A 20,022-nucleotide genomic window follows, 5' to 3' on the forward strand; every position below is an offset into this window, starting at 1 on the left:
CAGGTTATTTTTTATCTAAAGCCAATTTTAGCATAGTCTAATTTAAAGCCATTGCGGTTTTTTATAGGGCCTTTATAAAATAACTGCTATATAAACCAGCTTAAATTTCAGGTTCCTGAATCTCAAAAACCTGTCGTAAATAGGCCAGGAAGGTATCGTTATCGGTCATGGTTTTACCCGGACTGTCTGAAATTTTGGCAACCGATTGTCCATTGCATTCCACCAGTTTTAAGACAATATTTAAGGGTGTTTGGCCCATATCATTAGTCAAATTGGTTCCAATACCGAAACTGACCTGAAAGCGGTCTTTAAAGTACTGATGAAGTTTCCATGCTTTTTCCAGATTGAGGCCATCGCTAAAGGTCAGCATTTTAGTCCGGCTGTCAATTTTTAGCTTGCGGTAATGCTTATAGGCTTTGTCACCCCATTCATAAGGGTCGCCACTATCATGCCGCAGACCATCAAACAGTTTGGCAAAATACAGGTCAAAATCACGCAGGAAGGCATCCATACCCACAACATCAGTTAAGGCAATGCCCAGATCACCACGATACTCCTGTACCCAGGTTTCCAGTGCAGCTTTCTGAAAATTGCGCAGCCGTACATCCAGTGCCTGAAAAGCCTGCAAGAATTCATGTGCCATTGTACCGATAGGAGTAATACCCAGCTCTTTTGCTAATAAGACATTACTGGTACCACGGAAAACACTTGGACTGGCCTTATGGAACTCTTCAATTACATGCTTTTGCCATTCAAAACTGTAGCGACGGCGTGTACCAAAGTCTGACACCAGAAAAGGAGGATCATTTGGCTGCTGTCCACGCTCATAACTCTTGATCAGTTCCAGCTTGGCCTGCAAACGTCGTTCACCTTCAGCCAATACTTCTTCACTGCGAATACGGCGAAAATATAGTTCGTTAACCAGTGCCAGTACAAAGATTTCAAACATCATGGCCTGAACCATTGGGCCTTCAATCCAGACATCCAGTCGGCCTTCTGCATCTATACTGGCTTTAATAAAACGACGCTTGAGCTGAAACAGTTCCAGATAGTCGACAAAATCACTCTTGATAAAACGCAGATTGCGCAGGTACTGTAACTCATCTTCTTTAAATGTGAGCTGGCATAAATAATCTAGTTGCTGATTGAGCTCATCCAGGATATCTGACAAAGGATATACAGTATCTTCCAGATTCCGGCAACGAAAATGATAGACACTGTCAGTTTGCGGAAACTTATGTAATACCACCTGTAGCATGGTGAATTTATATAAGTCAGTATCAAGAAGGGAGTGAATAATTGCAGACATATGCAGAAAATTTTTGCTTTAATCTTTTAATTAAAACATATTTTGATGAGCTATAAGCCAAGTTTTTCATGTAGATACGTAAAGCAAGACTATGGTCTTATACTGTTCAGAATCTACTTGCAAACAGTCCGCTAAATTTTTATCTATATTTTAAAAACTTAGCCAGTATATATTATTCGTTCGATAGCTCTTTAAGAGCCTGTTCCTGTCCAATCACTTTAGCAAATTCTGCTACAGTTTTTTGTCCGGTCTGCTGTGTATTCATATCACAGTCGACCTTACGCAGCTGTCTGGCAATTGCCCATTCCATTTTAAAAATAGCACCCATCAAGGCTGTATTACCTTTATTGTCTCTGGCACAGCGGTCAGCCCCGGATGCCAATAATGTGCTGACAATATTTTGCTGGCCATAGTAAGTTGCCATCATCAAGGGAGTAAAACCTGCATGATTTCTGCTATCGACCGGAAATCCATATTTTAGGAATTCATCAATTACTTCTTTATTTCCTGTTTTTGCAGCAGCGAAGAAAAGATCAACCAGTTCCTGCTGGGCTGGCAGCTTACTGTCTTGCACAGGAGACTCAGCTACTTCGGCCATCACGACGGTACTGCTCAGGCAAAATAGTGAAATCAGGAAAGTGCTTTTTAAAAAACTCATCAGGATTCCCCTTAGTCTTCAAAATAATAAAATATCTCTAACATATTGCTGTAATCACTCCACTTTAAAACTAGTGCACCGTATGAGGTAAAGGTGATTAAGTTAACTCACCTTACCTCACTGAAGGACTGACCGGACTTAGTCTTGCAGTTGCTCTGCTTTTGCCTTAACAGTAGCCAGGTTACCTTTTACCGCCTGGGTCAGCCGTGTACCATACTCTGCATCTGCCTTATAAAAGTAGGACAGCATGATGTGTTTGGTTTCGGTATCTTTTACTGCACCCAAATCAGCTGCCAAGTTACGGATCAGGTCATTTTTTTCAACCGCTGAATAGGAGCGATAGAGTTCACCGGCCTGTTTGAATGATTGCTCTTTCTTGATTGCCTGCTGTAATACACTTCCTTCAAGTGGTGTCATGACTGCTTTGGCATGTGTGGTTGAAGGTTTAGGTTCCTTGCGGCTTGGTTCATAGTTCACATCTGAATCACGTTCAGATACATTCATGAAGCCTTCCTGGTTATTGTTATTGACTTTGACCAGAGGACGGTTTACTGGAATCTGCTGATGGTTTGCACCTAAACGGTACATCTGGGTATCTGAATAAGAGAAGATACGGCCCTGTAGCAGACGGTCCTCAGAAGGCTCAATGCCTGGAACCAGATTACCTGGTGCAAATGCCGACTGTTCAGTTTCATTAAAGAAATTCTTCGGCATACGGTTTAGCGTCAAAGTACCTACTTTAACTTCTGGAATCAGGTGAGTGGGCCAGATTTTAGTAGCATCCAGTGGATTAAAGTCGAATTTGTTCAGATCTTTCGGGTCAAGTACCTGAATATATAAATCCCATTTTGGATAGTTTCCGGCATAAATATTGTTGTACAGGTCATTGGTCAGATGATTAAAGTCCTTACCTTGCATCTCACGAGTCTGTTCCATGTTCATGCCTTTAAGCCCCTGTTGAGTACGGAAATTGAATTTCACATACTTATACTCGCCTTTAGCATTGTACAGTTTGAAAGCATGCACACCGAAGCCATCCAGGTTACGGTAGCTGACTGGAGTACCGAGGTTAGAATACACGTAGGTCAGCATATTTACAGCCCAAGGCTGACTTTGCAGGAAGTCAAACACACGGTTTGGATCCTGAACATTTGTCACCGGGCTTGGCTTCATGGCATGAATAAAGTCGGGAAATTTAATAGCATCGCGAATAAAAAATACAGGCAGGTTGTTGCCGACCAGGTCCCAGTTGCCCTCCTGAGTGTAAAACTTCAGGCCAAAACCGTGCGGATCACGTAATGTCTCTGGTGAACCTTTAGGATGGATTACGGTAGAGAAACGCAAGAAAACCGGTGTTTTGATTCCTGCTTTAAATAGTGATGCAACCGTTAAGTCCGATAAGTCTTTTGTCGCAATAAACTCGCCATATGCTCCTGTACCACGTGCGTGTACTACACGCTCAGGAATACGCTCACGACCAAAACGCTGCAATTTTTGAATCAGCTGTACATCCTGAAGCAAAGTTGAGCCATTCTCGCCGGCAGTGATTGAATTCTGGTTATCCCCTACAGGTGCTCCATTGTCTTTGGTCAAAGGCGCTGCGTAACTTGCTGACATGGTAACACCCAGCATGGCGGCCAGTAATGAACGCTTAAACATAACATCATCTCTTTAATTTTCTGCAGCGGCACTTTACTAGAGTCTTTCAAATAGTTAAAAATGATAATAAAAATAAATATAATCGATTATTCAAATATTTAAAAATAAGATGTTGTATAATATGAATAAAATATATATTCAAGTTTAGAAATCGAGTTCTGATACACTATTAACCCAGTCTTTAAATAAGCAAAAAAGAGAGTGAGATGCGGGCATTATTACAGCGTGTACTTGAGGCCAAAGTCATAGTGGAAGGCAAAACTACCGGTGAAATTGGTCATGGGATTCTGGTATTTTTAGGATTAGGGAAAGAAGACACGCTGGATACGGGTAAGAAATTAATCGATAAAATTTTAAAATATCGGTTTTTTGATGATGAGCAGGGAAAAATGGGTTGGAATGTCAGTCAGGTAGGGGGTGGTATTTTACTGGTTTCCCAGTTTACCCTGATGGCTCAAACCCAAAAAGGGTTACGTCCGGACTTTGGACCAGCGATGCCACCGAGTGAAGCTAAAGTACTTTATGAAGACCTGGTTGCCTACACGAAGTCTCAATTTGAGAATGTACAAACCGGTATTTTTGCAGCAGATATGAAAGTCCATCTGGTAAATGATGGCCCGGTTACCTTCAATCTTGAAATAGAGTAATTTTTAAAAAAATATAAAGAAGCCCTCTATTTTAAGAGGGCTGGGTTTTACTATTTACCCGTTTTTTCCTTTAAAAACTGGCGAGCCATTTTAATTTTTTCTTTAACCGGCTTTGGCAGTTTAGGTGGAAGCAGTTTTGCTACCTGGTTAAACCAGACCAGTAAACCAAAATCACCTTCCATTTTAATACTGCCATTTTGCATCCCTGTCATAAAAGCAGTTGGATCACCTTTAAGCAGCGTCTTCACCCCCTGCTCACTATCTGCAAACTGTAAAATAAAGTCAGCTTTTTCAGCAGAACCAGATACAGTTTCTACTTGCCCATGATTAATGACAAACTGACGTGCCATCCCCTGTTCTGTCCCAATCTGGATACGGAACTGGCGATCATGGGTCAGTTCAATAAACTTTGGACTGGTACGGGCCAATTGCTTCATACGTAGAGCTAATCCCATCAGGAGTAAATCGAGAGGATCAGTACTCAGGTCAACCAGAGGCAAGTGAACAACAGGAATTGAAGAGAGTTTCATGACATGCGCGCCTATTATATTCTTATAAAAAATAATCTTATGATCGTAGCATAAAAGCTTATTTTTAAATAAAGTCTTTGTATATTAAAAATTATCAAACGTAAAAAAAGGTGTACGGACAGGTACACCTTTTTTGTTAAGTCAGCTTATTTTTAGCGACTTGAACACTGTTGCTGGTCGTCTTCATAAACTGGAGTATGCTCAATGTACTGGCGTTTAGCCAAGGCTTTTTGTGCACGGTGGTCTTCACGCAGCAAGAGCATGGTAATCGCCAGCATGGCCAGGCTGAGTGCACATAAATAACTGTAAGTGAGTGGAATAATAAAAACTGATTGAATACCAAAACGTACCATTTCCAGTAGACCCCAGAATACCATACCGGCAAGCATAAAACTCAGCCAACGACGGTAAGGCGAAAAGAAAACAGCAACAAGTGCAGCAACAATTAAACCAAATCCCATGATGGTTGCATAATTCGCTGTCCACATACCAATCTCCGTCATTAATGATGTCGTTAGGCCCTTTCTTAGACCATCATGTTATTCCCCAAATGCCCTGCAAAATTGATTATTCTGCTTAGCCTGTTTTGTACTTGTTGGCATTATGAAGAGTTTTCTATAGAAAAAAAGCCCTGAATTCCGATTACACGACATACCTTGTCGCAACATTCTTTTGTCATTACATTAAAAAAAAATATAGAAATGTCTTATCCCAAGCTGTATCAATCTTGGCGCGTCATTACAAAAAAATATGTTGCTTTTTTGAGCAAAAAATAATTTTTTTAGTTTAATCTACACATATACAAACCAAGATTATTTTTTATTAACTATCTGTTTATCAGAAGTTTACCAACAAAAAGTGCGACTCCTGAGTCGCACAAGTTGTAACTGTATTTACGCATCAGGCACGATTCAAGTCCTTATCGTGTACACCCAGTAAATAAAGAACACCATCTAGGCCTACACTCGAAATTGCCTGATTAGCATTTTGCCGTACTAGAGGTTTGGCACGAAAAGCCACCCCTAAGCCCGCGATTGAAAGCATAGGCAAGTCATTAGCACCATCTCCAACAGCAATTGCCTGTTCCAGGGAAATACCCATTTTTTCTGCCAGTTCACGCAGTAAGAAGGCTTTGCGGGCACCGTCGACTATATGTCCTTTCACTTCACCAGTGACACGGCCATTTTCTACATCAAGTATATTGGCATGTACTTCGTCAATCCCGAGTTTGGCCTGTAAATATTCTGCGAAATACTGAAAACCACCCGAAAGAATAGCAGTTTTATAACCCAAAGCTTTTAACGTTGAAATCAGACGTTCTGCACCCTCTGTCACTGTCAGTCGCTCAGCAATTTTTGGTAGAACTTCGGCATCTAGCCCTTTAAGCAGAGCAACCCGTGCACGGAAACTCTGCTGGAAATCGAGTTCACCCTGCATGGCACGCTCGGTAATTTCAGCAACCTGTGCACCAACACCAGCTTCTATTGCCAATTCATCAATGACTTCCTGTTCAATCAGGGTGGAATCCATATCAAAACAGACCAGGCGTCGGTTACGCCGATAAGCATTATCTTCTTGTACAGCAACATCAACATTAAGCTCAGTTGAGAGCCTCAGACAGGCAGCTCGCATAGCTGCGGCATCAAGCATTTGTCCGCTCAAGCCAAACTGTATGCAACTACGCTTAGGTTCTACCTGTTCATGATTCAGATGAGGCCGTCCCGATAGACGGGTGACTGTTTCGATATTAAAGCCTTGCCCTGAGACAATATTCGTAACAGCTTGTAAATGCGAAGCTGACAGTTCAGGTGCTAAAGCCGTGACAATATAACGGGTTCGGCCACCTTCATTCACCCATTGTTCGTATTCTGTGCTTGAGATTGGTTTAAAGCGCACAGTTAAACCAATATCATGTGCTAAAATCAAAATCTCTTTCATTGCCAGAGCTGTTGCAGTCTGGTCGTTTGACGCGACTACAATACCTAAGGTGAGCTGATTGTGAATAACGGCCTGCCCCACATCCAGAATTTGCAAGGAATGTACGGACAATACCTGCATTAATCGCGTAAACTGGTTGGGTTGATCAGGTCCTAAAAATGATATAAGAATGATTTCTCGCATGAATTGACTCGGGTCTGAGCTACAACTATTGTAAGAATCATAATCGAAATCAAATATAATTGCCTTGGAAGTTTACGTTGAATGCGCCTAGACAAGGGCTATTTGCTAGCCTGCTGATAATAAGTTTTGCATTGCATACCTTTTTACTGGTTCTTGCAACAACCCATCAACTCAATGAGAATCGGGCCAGCCAAGGCCAGCTGATGACCAGTCAACTGGTCAGCGACTCTCTGGCAGAGCTGGACCCCCCCAACCCGGTTTCGCTGGCATTGGTCGCCAACCGTTATGCGACCAATCCGAGTGTGGCATCTATTCGCATTCTGGATGCCAATAACCAGCTTTTAGCATCAAGTGGTATGGCTAAAACCCGTCAGGGTGAAGTATTTGTGCGTGATGCGCTGCAGAATGAAAAGAAAGTGGGCAGTATTGAAGTCAGTCTGATTAAACCCAGTATTGGTGAAATTTTACGGACCCAATGGCTGGCAATTCTGGCATCACTGTTTATACATATGCTGTTATGGCTGGCTTACCGGGCAGTTGCGCGTCCAAGCCGTAGCGAATATCTGGCACGGATCAATAATGAGTCACGCCTGAAACATGAAATTCAGCAGTTGACCCAGGCCCTTGAACTAGAGAAACATAATTCTGCCCTGATGGTGGCCCAAGTCCAGCAGCAGGCTAAAGCCCAGCCATTACCTAAAGCCAGAACTGCCGAAACAACCTCAGATAATGATCAGCGAGTGGCTTTAAACATTCAGTTCTATGATCCAAAACAGTTGCTTAGTAGCGTAAACCAGTCCGTTTCTGTGCCTTACTTTAAGCTTTGTCAGATTTTTTTGAATAAAAGTATTGAGCTGTGTGCACAGCAGTATCATCTACGCAGTAGCAATCTGGAAATTCGACAGGAATTTAACCAGAATGGTGCAGTCGTTTCTGTCTCTGCTGACTCCAAACCGGCAGTTGAGTGCCTGCTTATGGTAGGTACGGTATTCCAGTTACTCTCAGATGTACTGTATAAACGTTACCGTGAAGACAAACGCTTTGCCCTGCAAACACGGAGTGCGGTTGCAACCGCGGTTGAGGCAATGCAGCTCAACGCCCAGCAAGCTGCTGAACGTCTGGCCCAGCAGCTCAACGCCAAGGAAACTGCTTTATATCTCAATAATGAACAGCTTAAAGACATCAGCCAGAATTACCAGCTGATGCCAATGCCAAATCCGAGTAATGTCCTTACCCGAAATGCATTTATGCTCAATGGTTTAAATATTGAGTCTGCTGAACTTGCACAGCAAATCCGTACTGAAATCCTGATGGGTAAAAAAGTACGTTCAGAACAAGTCTAGTTTCTCTGAAAACACAAACCTGATCTGTATATAGGTCAGGTTTTTTTATTTCAGTCTAAAACCCTTGGCACACTGGCCCAAAATCTTCCAGGTGAGCAAAGATTAAGCATATTCAGCTCTGTTTTAAAATCTTCACTCTTTTCAAAGGGCTATTAGGGTGTGTATAACAGAGAACCGGAACATCCATACTATAAGCATAGGCAAATATAGTTAAAACACGTTAGACTATGGCTTATCAATGCAATTTATTGTCAGCAAGACAAAAAAAGAGGGTCTAGATAGATGCCGCTCAATACTGTAGAAGAGCTCGTTGCAGATATCCGTGCAGGAAAAATGGTCATCCTGATGGATGATGAAGATCGTGAAAATGAAGGCGATTTAGTGATGGCCGCCACGCACGTACGCCCTGAAGATATTAATTTTATGATTACGCATGCGCGTGGTCTGGTTTGTCTGACTTTAAGCCGCGAACGCTGCAAGCAGTTAGATCTGCCACTGATGGTGGATTCTAACGGTGCCCAGCACGGAACAAACTTTACGCTGTCCATTGAAGCGGCAGAGGGTATCACAACCGGTATTTCAGCAGCTGAACGAGCTCATACGATTCGTACTGCCGTAGCTGCCCATGCCAAACCAAGTGATATTGTCCAGCCAGGGCATATTTTTCCATTAATGGCTCAACCGGGAGGTGTTTTGCACCGCGCCGGACACACAGAAGCAGGCTGTGACCTGTCAAGACTGGCAGGACTGGAACCAGCTTCAGTCATTTGTGAAATTATTAAAGAAGACGGTACAATGGCACGCCGTCCGGATCTGGAAATTTTTGCTGAAAAACATGGGCTGAAAATCGGTACAATTGCAGACCTGATTCATTACCGCATGACCAATGAACAGACTATCGAACGTATTGACCAGCAAAGTATCGACACTGAATATGGAACTTTTGACCTGTATCGTTATCGTGAAATCGGTAACCCGGATATTCATCTGGCGCTAGTAAAAGGTGAGCCTAAAGAAGGGGTCACTACGGTTCGTGTGCATGGTTTTAATCCAGCTCGTGATCTGCTGAAACTTAACAAGCAGGAAGGCGAGCCGGCCTGGAATCTGGACCGTGCCTTAAAAACCATTGCTGATAGCGAACGTGGTGTACTGGTCTGGATCGGACAGCGTCACTTGCAGGACTTGGGCCCTGCGCTTGAAAGCCTGAACAAGCCTAAACCGATAAAATCGAACGCAGCGTTATCGCAGCAGTATCAGACTATTGGGGTAGGGGCACAAATTTTACGGGATCTGGGGGTAGAGAAAATGCAGCTACTTAGCTCGCCATTACGCTTTAATGCCCTGTCCGGCTTTAATCTGGAAGTGGTGGAATATATCACCGCAGATCAAACTTTAGTTAAATAATCGAGGTTGCTATGGCGATTCGCCGTATTGAAGGTTTATTACATCTCGCGAGCGAAGGCCGTTACGCGATTCTGGTCGGCCGTTTTAACAGCTTTGTTGTAGAACATCTGTTAGAAGGTGCGATTGATACACTGAAACGTCATGGTGTATCTGAAGAGAATATTACTGTTGTTCACGCACCGGGTGCTTGGGAACTGCCAGTAGTTGCAAAAAAACTAGCTGCAACAAACAAATTTGATGCGATTATTGCGCTAGGCGCAGTGATTCGCGGCAGTACACCACATTTTGACTTTGTAGCCGGTGAATGTGCCAAGGGCTTGGGCGTAGTTGGACTAGATACTGGCTTGCCAGTGATCAACGGTGTATTAACTACGGACAGTATTGAACAGGCGATTGAACGCTCTGGTACAAAAGCAGGTAATAAAGGTAGCGAAGCTGCCCTGACTGCTATTGAAATGGTTAACTTGTTAAAGGCAATCTAAAAGATGTCGCAAACTCTTCAAGCAACTTATGCAGCAAAACGCAAAGCACGCCGTTTTGCTGTACAAGGTATATATGAATGGCAAATGAGCCATAATCCAGTGCATGAAATTGAAGCTCGTACCCGTGCTGAAAATGCCATGCATAAGGTCGACCTTGGCTATTATCATGAGCTGCTTACGCAAGTTGTTGCCCAGCATGAAGCACTCGATACCTTATTGGTTCCGGTACTTGACCGTGAGCTTGGTGCACTTGATGGTGTAGAACTGGCTACGTTACGTCTGGGCGCTTACGAGCTACGGGATCATCTTGAAATTCCTTACCGGGTCGTACTGGATGAAGCGATCGAACTAGCCAAGCATTTTGGTGGTGCAGATAGTCATAAATACATTAATGGTGTACTTGACCGTCTGGCACAAAGTCTGCGTGCGGCAGAAAAACAGCAAACTGAATAAAAGCTGTTGACGATGGCCGAGTTTTCCTTAATTCAGACCTACTTTAACCGTGATCATCATAGTCAGGTTGATTTAGGTATTGGAGATGACTCGGCTCTGGTCTCCCCTCCTCCTGGCCAGCAACTGGTCATTTGTGCTGATACACTCGTGGCCGGCCGTCATTTCCCGCTCTCGACCTCTGCCCATGCCATTGGCTGGAAAAGTGTCGCGGTAAATCTTTCTGATATTGCTGCCATGGGTGCCAAACCACACAGTATTTTACTGGCATTAACTTTGCCACAGGTAGATCACAAGTGGTTGCAGGCCTTTAGCCAAGGCCTATTTGACTGCTGCCAGCAGTTTGGTGTCAGCCTGATTGGTGGTGATACCACTCAGGGTCCACATCTAACTATCAGTATTACTGCATTGGGCTGGGTTGAAGCCGGACAGGCCATTACACGTAGCGGAGCCCAGGCAGGTGATTATATCTGTGTAAGTGGGCAGGTTGGAGATGCAGCTTATGGTCTGCAACATCCCGGACATCCTCTGCAAAAACGGCTAGATTATCCAACACCACGCTGTGAACTTGGCCAGCAGCTTAAAGGCATGGCCTCAGCCATGATCGATATTTCAGACGGACTGGCACAGGATTTAGGTCATATTTTACAGGCATCGCATGTAGGCGCACAGATCGAACTCGAGTGTCTGCCACTTGATCCTGTACTACAGCAGCTCTCTTTAAATGAAAAGTTCCAGTATGCCTTAGCTGGTGGCGATGACTATGAGCTTTGCTTTACGCTGAGTCCGACAGCTTATGAAAAACTTTTACAACAACAAAGTCATGTAAAAATTAGCAAAATCGGGCATATTACTGAGCGGCTCGGCTTAACTTTTGAAAAAGATGGCATAGACCATCCGTTTCAGTTTCACGGATATCAACATTTTGCATAAACCTTCCATCAAATTTAAACAGATGACCTGGACACAGCGCTGTATTGTATTTTGTGGCGTAGGTTTCGGTTCAGGTCTAGCACCTAAGGCTCCGGGTACGTTTGGTTCTGCTTTTGCCTTGCTGTTTATACCCGCTTGGCTGGCACTAGGTTTTTTTAACAGTGTCTTGATCATTGTACTGATGTCACTGCTAGGTATTTATCTGTGCGGGCGTACTGCTGAACTCATGGGTGTACATGACGATGGCCGCATTGTCTGGGATGAATTTGCTGGACAGTCTATTTCATTTTTACCACTGGTGTATCTAGGTCAGATGAATTGGCTGTGGGTTCTTATCGGTTTTGCCCTGTTCCGTTTGTTCGATGTCTGGAAGCCTTGGCCAATCCGGGTAGTTGACCGCCGGGTACATGGTGGCTTTGGTATTATGCTTGATGATATTATCGCGGGTATCTGGGCTGCACTCTGTATATTAATTTATTTATATTTTTCCAGGATTTAACCCTATTTTTTAGGATTACTCATGTCTACAAGCGTTATTATTCTTGCGGCAGGTAAAGGAACCCGAATGCGTTCCCATTTACCTAAAGTCTTACAACCTCTGGCAGGGCGTCCATTGCTTGGTCATGTGATTGAGACCGCAAAAAAACTACAAGCTGAAAATATTATTACGATTTATGGCCATGGTGGCCAACTGGTTCAAGATGCATTTGTTGAAGAAAAAATTCAATGGGTAGAACAGGCAGAACAGCTCGGAACCGGACATGCGGTTCAAATGACGCTGCCAGTATTACCTAAAGAAGGTATTTCCCTGATTCTATATGGTGATGTGCCGTTAGTGCGCCAGCAGACATTAGAACAGCTGCTGGAGGCATCCAGAGAAACCGGTATTGGCATGATTACTTTAACTGTAGACAATCCAGCAGGTTATGGCCGAATTGTACGTGAAAGTGGCAAAATTCAGGCAATTGTCGAGCACAAAGATGCGTCGGATGAGCAGCGTCTGATTAATGAAATCAATACCGGTATTTATTGTGTTAGTAATGCCAAGCTGCATCAGTGGCTGCCGCAGCTTTCCAATGACAATGTACAGGGTGAATATTACCTGACTGACATTGTAGCGATGGCCGTGGCAGACGGTCTGGAGATTGCATCAATTCAACCAGAACTGGCATTTGAAGTTGAAGGAATAAATGACCGCCTGCAACTTTCTGCACTGGAACGCGATTTTCAGCAGCAGCAGGCGAAAGATCTTATGCAGCAAGGGGTGCATTTGATTGATCCTTCACGCTTTGATTTACGTGGAACATTAAAAGCCGGCCAAGATGTGCGAATTGATATTAATGTCATTATTGAGGGCGACTGTGAACTCGGTGATTTTGTCGAGATTGGCGCAGGCTGTGTTCTCAAAAATACTAAAATTGCGGCTGGAACCAAAGTCCAGCCATATAGCGTATTTGAAAACGCGGTAGTGGGTGAAAATACCCAGATTGGGCCATTTGCCCGCCTTCGTCCGGGCGCAAAACTTGGCAATGATGTACATATTGGTAATTTTGTTGAAGTGAAAAATACCTCTATCGGTACAGGCTCGAAAGCCAATCATTTTACTTATTTAGGGGACGCTGAAGTCGGCGAAAATTCCAATATTGGTGCAGGCACAATTACCTGTAATTATGATGGTGCCAACAAGCACAAGACCATTATTGGTAATGAGGCCTTTGTCGGTTCAAATAGCTCACTGGTTGCCCCGGTCAGAATAGGTAATGGCGCAACAGTTGGTGCAGGCTCAGTCATTACCCGTGATGTTGAAGATTATTCTCTGGCTTTTGAACGTGCCAAACAGCTCTCCAAAGAAAACTATCAGCGTCCACAAAAAATTAAAAAATAGAGGAATAAACTATGTGCGGTATTGTTGGTGGCGTTGCTGAACGTAATATTATTAATATTTTAATTGAAGGCCTAAAACGCCTTGAATACCGGGGTTATGACTCAGCCGGTGTTGCCCTGCTGCATAATGGCCAGATTGTACGCGAACGCCGTGTCGGTAAAGTAGCCATGCTGGAAGAAGCAGTTCGTGACAGCCAGATTAGCGGTTCGGTCGGTATTGCTCATACGCGCTGGGCCACTCATGGTAAACCGACTGAAGATAATGCTCACCCGCATATCTCTGGTAATGTTGCAGTTGTTCATAACGGTATTATTGAGAATTACCAGGAACTCAAAGATGACCTGGAAGCTCTCGGCTATGTCTTCACCTCACAGACCGATACCGAAGTAGTGGCGCATCTGGTTAATGATGCCCTTAAATCAACCTCAAATCTGCTAGAAGCAGTTAATCAGGTGGTTCCACAGTTAAAAGGTGCCTATGCACTGGGAATTATCCATACTGATCATCCGGATGAGTTAATTACAGTACGTGAAGGCTCACCTCTTGTGATTGGAGTAGGTATTGGCGAGAACTTTATTAGCTCTGACCAGCTGGCATTGCTTCCGATCACCAACCGTTTTATCTATCTGGAAGAAGGTGATATTGCACGCCTCACCCGTAACAGTATTGAAGTTTATGCTCATGGCCAGCGTATTGACCGTCCGGTAAAAGAGCTAGACGCTACAGTAAGCAATGCATCTAAAGGTGAATATAAGCACTATATGCTCAAAGAAATTTATGAGCAGCCGGAAGCGATTCAGCAGACAATATCTCAGGCTCTAAATAGTGACCACCTGCGTGAAGATTTTCTGGAAAGTGCTGAAAATGATTTCAAGAATATCCAGCAGGTACAGATTATTGCCTGTGGCACCAGCTATCATGCCGGTATGATTGCCAAATACTGGTTTGAACAGATTATCGGGCTATCCTGCCAAGTCGAAATCGCCAGCGAATTCCGTTATCGTTCGCCGGTAATTATAGCAAATACCCTATATATCTGTATTTCTCAGTCTGGTGAAACTGCCGACACACTTGCTGCCCTGCGTGATACCAAAAAACGGGCTGCCGAGAAAAATATCCCTATTACCACCATGACGATTTGTAATGTTGCAACTTCATCAATGGTACGTGAAACAGATCATTATCTGCTGACTTTGGCAGGGCCAGAAATTGGTGTCGCCTCAACCAAGGCCTTCACTACCCAGCTGGCGGCATTAATGCTGTTAATATTAAAAGTCGGTCAGGTCAAGCAAAGTATTAGTGCTCAGCAGATTGCTGAGATTACGGCAGAGTTATGGCACTGTCCAAAAGTAATACTGGATACCTTGCAACATGACAGTGAGATTTTACGTCTCTCTGAGTTGTTTGTAGAAAAACAGCATTGTCTGTTTTTAGGCCGGGGAATTCATTATCCAATCGCGCTAGAAGGCGCGCTTAAATTGAAAGAAATTTCCTATATCCATGCTGAAGGCTACGCAGCGGGAGAATTAAAACACGGCCCACTGGCATTGGTAGATAACGATATGCCAGTAGTTATTCTTGCGCCACAAGATGACATGCTCGATAAATTAAAATCGAATATGGAAGAAGTACAGGCACGTGGTGGAGAATTATTTGTTTTTGCAGATGAGAACAGTGGTATACAGGAAAAAGAGCGTCAGCATGTGGTCAGCATTCCTACTGTAACTGCCTGCTTGGCACCTATTGTATATAGTGTTCCAGTGCAGTTATTGTCTTACCATGTTGCAGTGCTACGTGGTACTGATGTGGACCAGCCGCGTAATTTAGCCAAGTCCGTTACTGTTGAATAATTTAATATCTGATAATAAAAAAGAGAGTTTATCACTCTCTTTTTTATTATTTAAAAGAAATGATCATCTTCATAATTAAGATTGTTTTACATTGTTTATAGAATTAGTAGACGATGGATATACCGAAAATTTTTTAGCTCCTGCTACGCAAATGACAACCATGAGTGAAATCCCCCACATTATCGGGCTTACGGTTTCATTCAATAACCAAGCAGACAAGCCTAAACCTAAAAACGGTTGTAGCAGTTGTAATTGTCCTACTGCCAGTACCCCACCTTGTGCCAAGCCTTGATACCAGAAAATAAAACCGAGAAACATACTAAAGAAAGCGACATATAACAGCGCCAGTAGCTCAGAAATAGTAATCTGGCTAAAACTTTGTGGTAGATAGACATAACTCAGCATGAGCATAAGCGGTAAAGAAATTACCAAAGCCCAAGAAATTACTTGCCACCCGCCAAGCTGTCTCGACAGTTTTCCTCCTTCAGCATAACCCAGTCCACAAACCGTAATGGCAGCTAGCATCCAAAGGTTTCCAGACATGCTATTTTCACCCTGTACTTTAAGCAGCATAAAACTCATGACACCACTGCTCCCCAGAAGTGCAAATAGCCAAAATAAAGGCTGGGGCCACTGTTCACCACGTATTACCCCAAAAATAGCTGTAGATAGGGGCAGCAGAGCAATAAAGACAATTGAATATGATGCACTAATGTATTGCAACGCAAGTGCAGTACATAAAGGGAAGCCTATAACAACGCCTAAAGATACAATTACCAGAGAGCTCACATAAGTACGTTTAGGCCATTTCTCTTTCAATATTTTTAAGACCAATAAGGCCAGCAATCCGGCAATTGCTGCACGGGCAACAGTTAAAAACTCTGGGGTAAAACCTGCTACAGCGACTCGGGTTGCAGGCAGGGAGCCTGAAAAAATAATTACGCCAATCAGCCCATTTAACCAGCCTCTAGATGACTTATAAATACTCTATCTTCCTATAACGGTTGATGTGTTATAAGACATCTTATAGTTGTACTAACAGATACAGCCCCATACAATTTAAACATACTGTATTGCTCTAGAAATTGGCACTGTTATGGAAAATAATGTAAAGAAAACAAAAATAGAAATAGTCATGCAAAGTGTGCGTGAAAAAGTGGCAAACCGCCATCTGGTCTCAGGGGCACGCTTACCTTCAGTACGGGCAATGGCCCAGGAATTTAATTTTTCGGTCTCTACCGTTGTAGAGGCTTATGAACGGCTGGTCACGGAAGAACTTATAGAAGCACGTGCCGGAGCGGGCTATTTTGTTTGCTCGTCGGTCAGGGCTTATCCTTTAAATACGGTTGAACCTTGTTTGACCCGGGAAATAGATCCGCTCTGGATCTCACGGCAATCTCTTGAAGCAAAGCCAGATTCTCTTAAACCAGGATGTGGCTGGATGCCGGCAAACTGGATACCAGAAGCTGCTTTACGAAAAGCACTGAGAAAAACCTCACGAACTGAACCTGATGGTCTGGTCAGCTATTCTACACCTGCCGGTTATGCACCCTTACGCCATCTGATTGCCAGACGTATGGAGATGACAGGGGTATACAGTCTACCTGAGCAGATAATTTTATCTGATAGCGGTACACAGTCAATCGACCTGATCTGTCGGCTCTTTTTAAATCCAGGTGATGTTGTCCTGATTGATGACCCTTGCTATTTTAATTTTCACGCGTTACTCAAGGTGCATAAAGTCGAAACCATAGCAGTTCCTTTTACAGCTCAGGGTCCAGATATAGCAGCATTTCAAGCTGCACTGGCTAAACGGCCGCGACTTTATATTACTAATGCCGGTATACATAACCCGACTGGGGCCAGCCTCTCGATTTCTACTGCATACCAGATACTCAAACTGGCCGAGGCAGCTCAACTGATTATTATAGAAGATGATATCTTTGCTGATCTTGAATTAATTCCGGCACCTCGTTATGCAGCATTAAATGGCTTTCATCAGGTAATACAGATTGGCAGTTTTTCTAAAACCTTGTCAGCATCTATTCGCTGCGGTTATATTGCTGCCAAACCAGAATGGGTTGAACGCCTGATCGATCTTAAGATCGCTACCTGTTTTAACAGCAATCATTTAAATACTGAAATTATTTATCATGCCTTGACAGATTCAGCCTACCGCAAGCATCTAGACTGGCTGCGCCTACATCTGGCAGAGGCTATGAGTAAAACTGCAGGAAACTTAAAAAAACTGGATATTCACCCTTGGTTGTTACCTAAAGCAGGTATGTTTCTCTGGTGCCAGTTACCTGCGGGCTATCAAGCAGATAAAATTTCTAAAGATTCGCTCAAACATGGCGTAATTCTCGCACCAGGTGGAGCATTCAGCTCATCACCAACCGCTAACCAGTTCCTAAGATTTAATGTGGCACAGTCCAATCATAAGAAAATCTACCAGATCCTGGAGAAAGTCTTAAACAAACAATCCAGAGCTGGCAGCACCGACATTTAACTGCAGGATTATTCCTGATTAGTATAGATGTCTAGTATATCCATCCTATAAGCCGATTAGAAAAGTTAGTCTCTGGGTGATCAGTTATATTTGTACCACTGACAGCTTCAATACTCATGAATTTTCAAGATTATGCGTAACGTCTATTTTCCAATATTATCGCTCGCTACATGGTATGGCCGGGTGAAGACTATAAGTTGTACCTGTTTTATCTGGTGGTTTAAAGCCAGGTAAATTTTATATTATACCGGCTAAAGGGCATGTAGTGCTTAAACCGGTCTGGTCACCAATCTATCTTATATTGAGCTTAATATTGCGCACTCTTATTGAACACTACCACTCTAGCTCTTTAAATGATCATCTCTGAGAAAAGCTGGGTTCACAGTTTAGATACAACCAGATTTATTCCTCATGCCGCTGTGGGGCTACTTCCTGCCGAGTTCGGCTGGCCCAGTAAGTTGCCAATGCCGGGCCGGAAATATTATGCCAGAGGCTAAAGATAGCACTTGGTACTGCTGTAACTGGTGAAGCAGCAAAATGTACGGCGGCAAGTGCAACACCCAGTCCTGAATTCTGCATGCCAACCTCGATTGCCACCGCTTTACTGTCTGCATAAGGTAACTTAAACAGGCAACTGGCCCAGAATCCCAACAAATATCCCAAGGTATTATGCAGCATGACTACTCCTAGAATCATTAACCCGGATTCCAGTATAGAAGCCTTGCTGCCACCAATGATCGCAGCCACAATGGCCACAATAGCAACCACTGAAACCAGAGGCATGACCTGAATATACTGTTCTACCTTTTGCTTAAGTAAGCTACGGACAATAAGCCCTAGCAGTATTGGAAATAGCACCACCTGCAAAATAGAAACCAGCATAGAAGCAGCATTAATTTCAATCCACTGGCTGGCCAATACATAAAAAATTGCTGGTGTAAAAATAGGTGCTAATAAGGTAGATACCGAGGTACAGGCTACTGATAGCGCCGTATTGCCCTTGGCCATATAAGTAATTACATTAGAAGCTGTACCTCCCGGGCAACATCCGACTAGAATGACACCAATGGCAATTTCAGGCGGTAACTGGAATAATTTACATAAAATAAACGCCAGGCCCGGCATGACTACGAACTGGGCAGCTACTCCAATGATTACTGCTCTTGGGCTTTGTAATACGCTTTTAAAATCATTTGGTGTCATGGTCATGCCCATGCCAAACATAATAATACCCAGCATCCAGGTAATATAGGCCTTGAGCCAGACAAAAGCCTCAGGCACTAATAACGCAATCCCTGCAAACAGGACAACCCATAATGCAAAAGTTTTCTGAATAAACTGGGTCAAGCGTAACAAGGCAGCCATAAAATTCATCCATGTATTGACAGAGAAAATCAAACTTTAAAGTTTTACTATAAAAATATTCTTTTTCTGTTGAGGTAAGCGGGTTTAAACACCCATTCTGCCATATTCTTTGAGCACATCACTCATCTTGAACTGTGACTTTAAATAAATCATCTGATTGGATACGCTGTACGCCCCTATCCAGCATCTGCTGCCAAGCTTGTTCAAGTGAACCCTCAAGATCAATTGCCTTGGTGGCATCTTCAATTACAAAAGTATTAAAACCGAATTGACGTACATCCATTGCTGTCCAGGCCACACAGAAGTCTGTAGCAATCCCTGCAATATATACTGTATCAATTCGGCGTTCTTTTAAATAACCTGCCAGACCGGTTACAGTTTCCTGGTCTGCTTCCAGAAAAGCTGAGTAGCTGTCAATGTCAGGATGAAATCCTTTTCGGATTACTAGCTGTGCAGCTGGAACATTAAGCAAGGGATGTAATTCAGCATCGTCAGTGCCTTGAACACAATGTGCCGGCCACAGTACTTGTGTCCCGTAAGCTAGCTCAATACTGTCATAAGGCTTTTTATTTATATGGTTTTTTGCAAATGAAACATGATTTTCCGGATGCCAGTCCTGAGTCAGAATAATATTTTTAAACTTTTGAGCCAGCCGGTTAATTAGCGGAATAATCTGGTCCGCCCCATTGACTGCCAGATTGCCACCGGGACAAAAACCATTTTGCACATCGACAATAATCAAAGCACTGTTTTGCGGAAGCATGCGGTAGCTCCTCTAAGCTGTATCTAAAAATCAAAATAGTGTAGCGTGGTTTCAGTACAGTTTAACCAGACAAATTAAATTTCTGTGGTTTTCTCGTCACACCAATAAAAAAGC

Annotated in this window: 19 protein-coding genes; 10 read left to right on the forward strand and 9 right to left on the reverse strand. The window is 43.3% G+C overall.

Going from position 1 to position 20,022, the window contains the following annotated elements:
* Nucleotides 1–100: 100 nt before the first annotated feature.
* The 3 genes from pncB to ACRAD_RS13815 all read right to left on the reverse strand — a co-directional run bounded on the left by pncB (nt 101) and on the right by ACRAD_RS13815 (nt 3,626).
* Nucleotides 101–1,309 (reverse strand): nicotinate phosphoribosyltransferase, encoded by a 1,209-nt coding sequence (pncB, locus tag ACRAD_RS13805; protein ID WP_005023987.1) that lies wholly within the window; start codon nt 1,307–1,309, stop codon nt 101–103.
* A gap of 172 nt (nt 1,310–1,481) precedes the next feature.
* Entirely contained in the window at nt 1,482–1,907 is a 426-nt protein-coding gene (locus tag ACRAD_RS13810) for an ankyrin repeat domain-containing protein (protein WP_373865822.1), read from the reverse strand.
* A 198-nt stretch (nt 1,908–2,105) separates the two neighbouring features.
* On the reverse strand, nt 2,106–3,626 hold the full coding sequence (locus ACRAD_RS13815) for a catalase (RefSeq protein ID WP_005023983.1): 1,521 nt from the start codon (nt 3,624–3,626) through the stop codon (nt 2,106–2,108).
* A gap of 206 nt (nt 3,627–3,832) precedes the next feature.
* On the opposite strand from ACRAD_RS13815, the gene dtd reads away from it, so the two are divergent.
* Complete coding sequence (gene dtd / locus ACRAD_RS13820; protein WP_005023981.1) at nt 3,833–4,273, forward strand: D-aminoacyl-tRNA deacylase; 441 nt, start codon at nt 3,833–3,835, stop codon at nt 4,271–4,273.
* Nucleotides 4,274–4,323: 50 nt separating this feature from the next.
* On the opposite strand, the gene ACRAD_RS13825 is transcribed toward dtd, so the two are convergent.
* The 3 genes from ACRAD_RS13825 to serB all read right to left on the reverse strand — a co-directional run bounded on the left by ACRAD_RS13825 (nt 4,324) and on the right by serB (nt 6,924).
* A complete protein-coding gene (locus tag ACRAD_RS13825) occupies nt 4,324–4,803 on the reverse strand; it encodes an SCP2 sterol-binding domain-containing protein (RefSeq protein ID WP_005023979.1) in 480 nt (159 codons plus the stop codon).
* A gap of 152 nt (nt 4,804–4,955) precedes the next feature.
* Entirely contained in the window at nt 4,956–5,291 is a 336-nt protein-coding gene (gene aciT / locus ACRAD_RS13830) for a ciprofloxacin tolerance protein AciT (RefSeq protein ID WP_005017736.1), read from the reverse strand.
* Nucleotides 5,292–5,703: 412 nt separating this feature from the next.
* The gene (gene serB, locus ACRAD_RS13835) at nt 5,704–6,924 is read right to left on the reverse strand and encodes a phosphoserine phosphatase SerB (RefSeq protein ID WP_005017734.1); all 1,221 of its coding nucleotides are present in this window, start codon (nt 6,922–6,924) and stop codon (nt 5,704–5,706) included.
* A 59-nt stretch (nt 6,925–6,983) separates the two neighbouring features.
* Between serB and ACRAD_RS13840 the strand changes: the two genes are divergently transcribed.
* From ACRAD_RS13840 to glmS, 8 genes are all read left to right on the forward strand, one after another.
* Nucleotides 6,984–8,267, forward strand: coding sequence for a hypothetical protein (locus ACRAD_RS13840; protein ID WP_089041191.1), 1,284 nt, complete (start codon nt 6,984–6,986; stop codon nt 8,265–8,267).
* A 282-nt stretch (nt 8,268–8,549) separates the two neighbouring features.
* Entirely contained in the window at nt 8,550–9,671 is a 1,122-nt protein-coding gene (gene ribBA, locus ACRAD_RS13845; RefSeq protein ID WP_005017730.1) for a bifunctional 3,4-dihydroxy-2-butanone-4-phosphate synthase/GTP cyclohydrolase II, read from the forward strand.
* 11 nt (nt 9,672–9,682) lie between these two features.
* Nucleotides 9,683–10,153, forward strand: a complete 471-nt coding sequence (gene ribH, locus ACRAD_RS13850; RefSeq protein WP_005023974.1) for a 6,7-dimethyl-8-ribityllumazine synthase — start codon at nt 9,683–9,685, stop codon at nt 10,151–10,153.
* A gap of 3 nt (nt 10,154–10,156) precedes the next feature.
* A complete protein-coding gene (gene nusB, locus ACRAD_RS13855; RefSeq protein ID WP_005023971.1) occupies nt 10,157–10,606 on the forward strand; it encodes a transcription antitermination factor NusB in 450 nt (149 codons plus the stop codon).
* A gap of 12 nt (nt 10,607–10,618) precedes the next feature.
* Nucleotides 10,619–11,536: a thiamine-phosphate kinase gene (gene thiL / locus ACRAD_RS13860; protein WP_005023969.1), complete on the forward strand. Its 918-nt coding sequence runs from the start codon at nt 10,619–10,621 to the stop codon at nt 11,534–11,536.
* A 22-nt stretch (nt 11,537–11,558) separates the two neighbouring features.
* A complete protein-coding gene (locus tag ACRAD_RS13865) occupies nt 11,559–12,035 on the forward strand; it encodes a phosphatidylglycerophosphatase A family protein (RefSeq protein ID WP_005404828.1) in 477 nt (158 codons plus the stop codon).
* Nucleotides 12,036–12,056: 21 nt separating this feature from the next.
* Complete coding sequence (gene glmU / locus ACRAD_RS13870; RefSeq protein WP_005023967.1) at nt 12,057–13,421, forward strand: bifunctional UDP-N-acetylglucosamine diphosphorylase/glucosamine-1-phosphate N-acetyltransferase GlmU; 1,365 nt, start codon at nt 12,057–12,059, stop codon at nt 13,419–13,421.
* 11 nt (nt 13,422–13,432) lie between these two features.
* A complete protein-coding gene (gene glmS / locus ACRAD_RS13875) occupies nt 13,433–15,271 on the forward strand; it encodes a glutamine--fructose-6-phosphate transaminase (isomerizing) (protein WP_005017717.1) in 1,839 nt (612 codons plus the stop codon).
* A 75-nt stretch (nt 15,272–15,346) separates the two neighbouring features.
* On the opposite strand, the gene ACRAD_RS13880 is transcribed toward glmS, so the two are convergent.
* The gene (locus ACRAD_RS13880; RefSeq protein ID WP_026055451.1) at nt 15,347–16,255 is read right to left on the reverse strand and encodes a DMT family transporter; all 909 of its coding nucleotides are present in this window, start codon (nt 16,253–16,255) and stop codon (nt 15,347–15,349) included.
* A gap of 112 nt (nt 16,256–16,367) precedes the next feature.
* On the opposite strand from ACRAD_RS13880, the gene ACRAD_RS13885 reads away from it, so the two are divergent.
* Nucleotides 16,368–17,780 carry an aminotransferase-like domain-containing protein gene (locus ACRAD_RS13885; RefSeq protein WP_005023964.1) on the forward strand — a complete coding sequence of 471 codons (1,413 nt, stop codon included), beginning with the start codon at nt 16,368–16,370 and terminating at the stop codon, nt 17,778–17,780.
* Between the two features lie 402 nt (nt 17,781–18,182).
* Here ACRAD_RS13885 and ACRAD_RS13890 read toward each other — a convergent pair whose 3' ends face one another.
* Both ACRAD_RS13890 and pncA read right to left on the reverse strand, forming a co-directional pair.
* Nucleotides 18,183–19,145, reverse strand: coding sequence for a bile acid:sodium symporter family protein (locus tag ACRAD_RS13890; RefSeq protein ID WP_005023961.1), 963 nt, complete (start codon nt 19,143–19,145; stop codon nt 18,183–18,185).
* A 118-nt stretch (nt 19,146–19,263) separates the two neighbouring features.
* Complete coding sequence (gene pncA / locus ACRAD_RS13895) at nt 19,264–19,908, reverse strand: bifunctional nicotinamidase/pyrazinamidase (protein WP_005023959.1); 645 nt, start codon at nt 19,906–19,908, stop codon at nt 19,264–19,266.
* Between the last annotated feature and the right edge of the window lie 114 nt (nt 19,909–20,022).

The sequence above is a fragment of the Acinetobacter radioresistens DSM 6976 = NBRC 102413 = CIP 103788 genome, assembly GCF_006757745.1.
GTDB lineage: Bacteria > Pseudomonadota > Gammaproteobacteria > Pseudomonadales > Moraxellaceae > Acinetobacter > Acinetobacter radioresistens.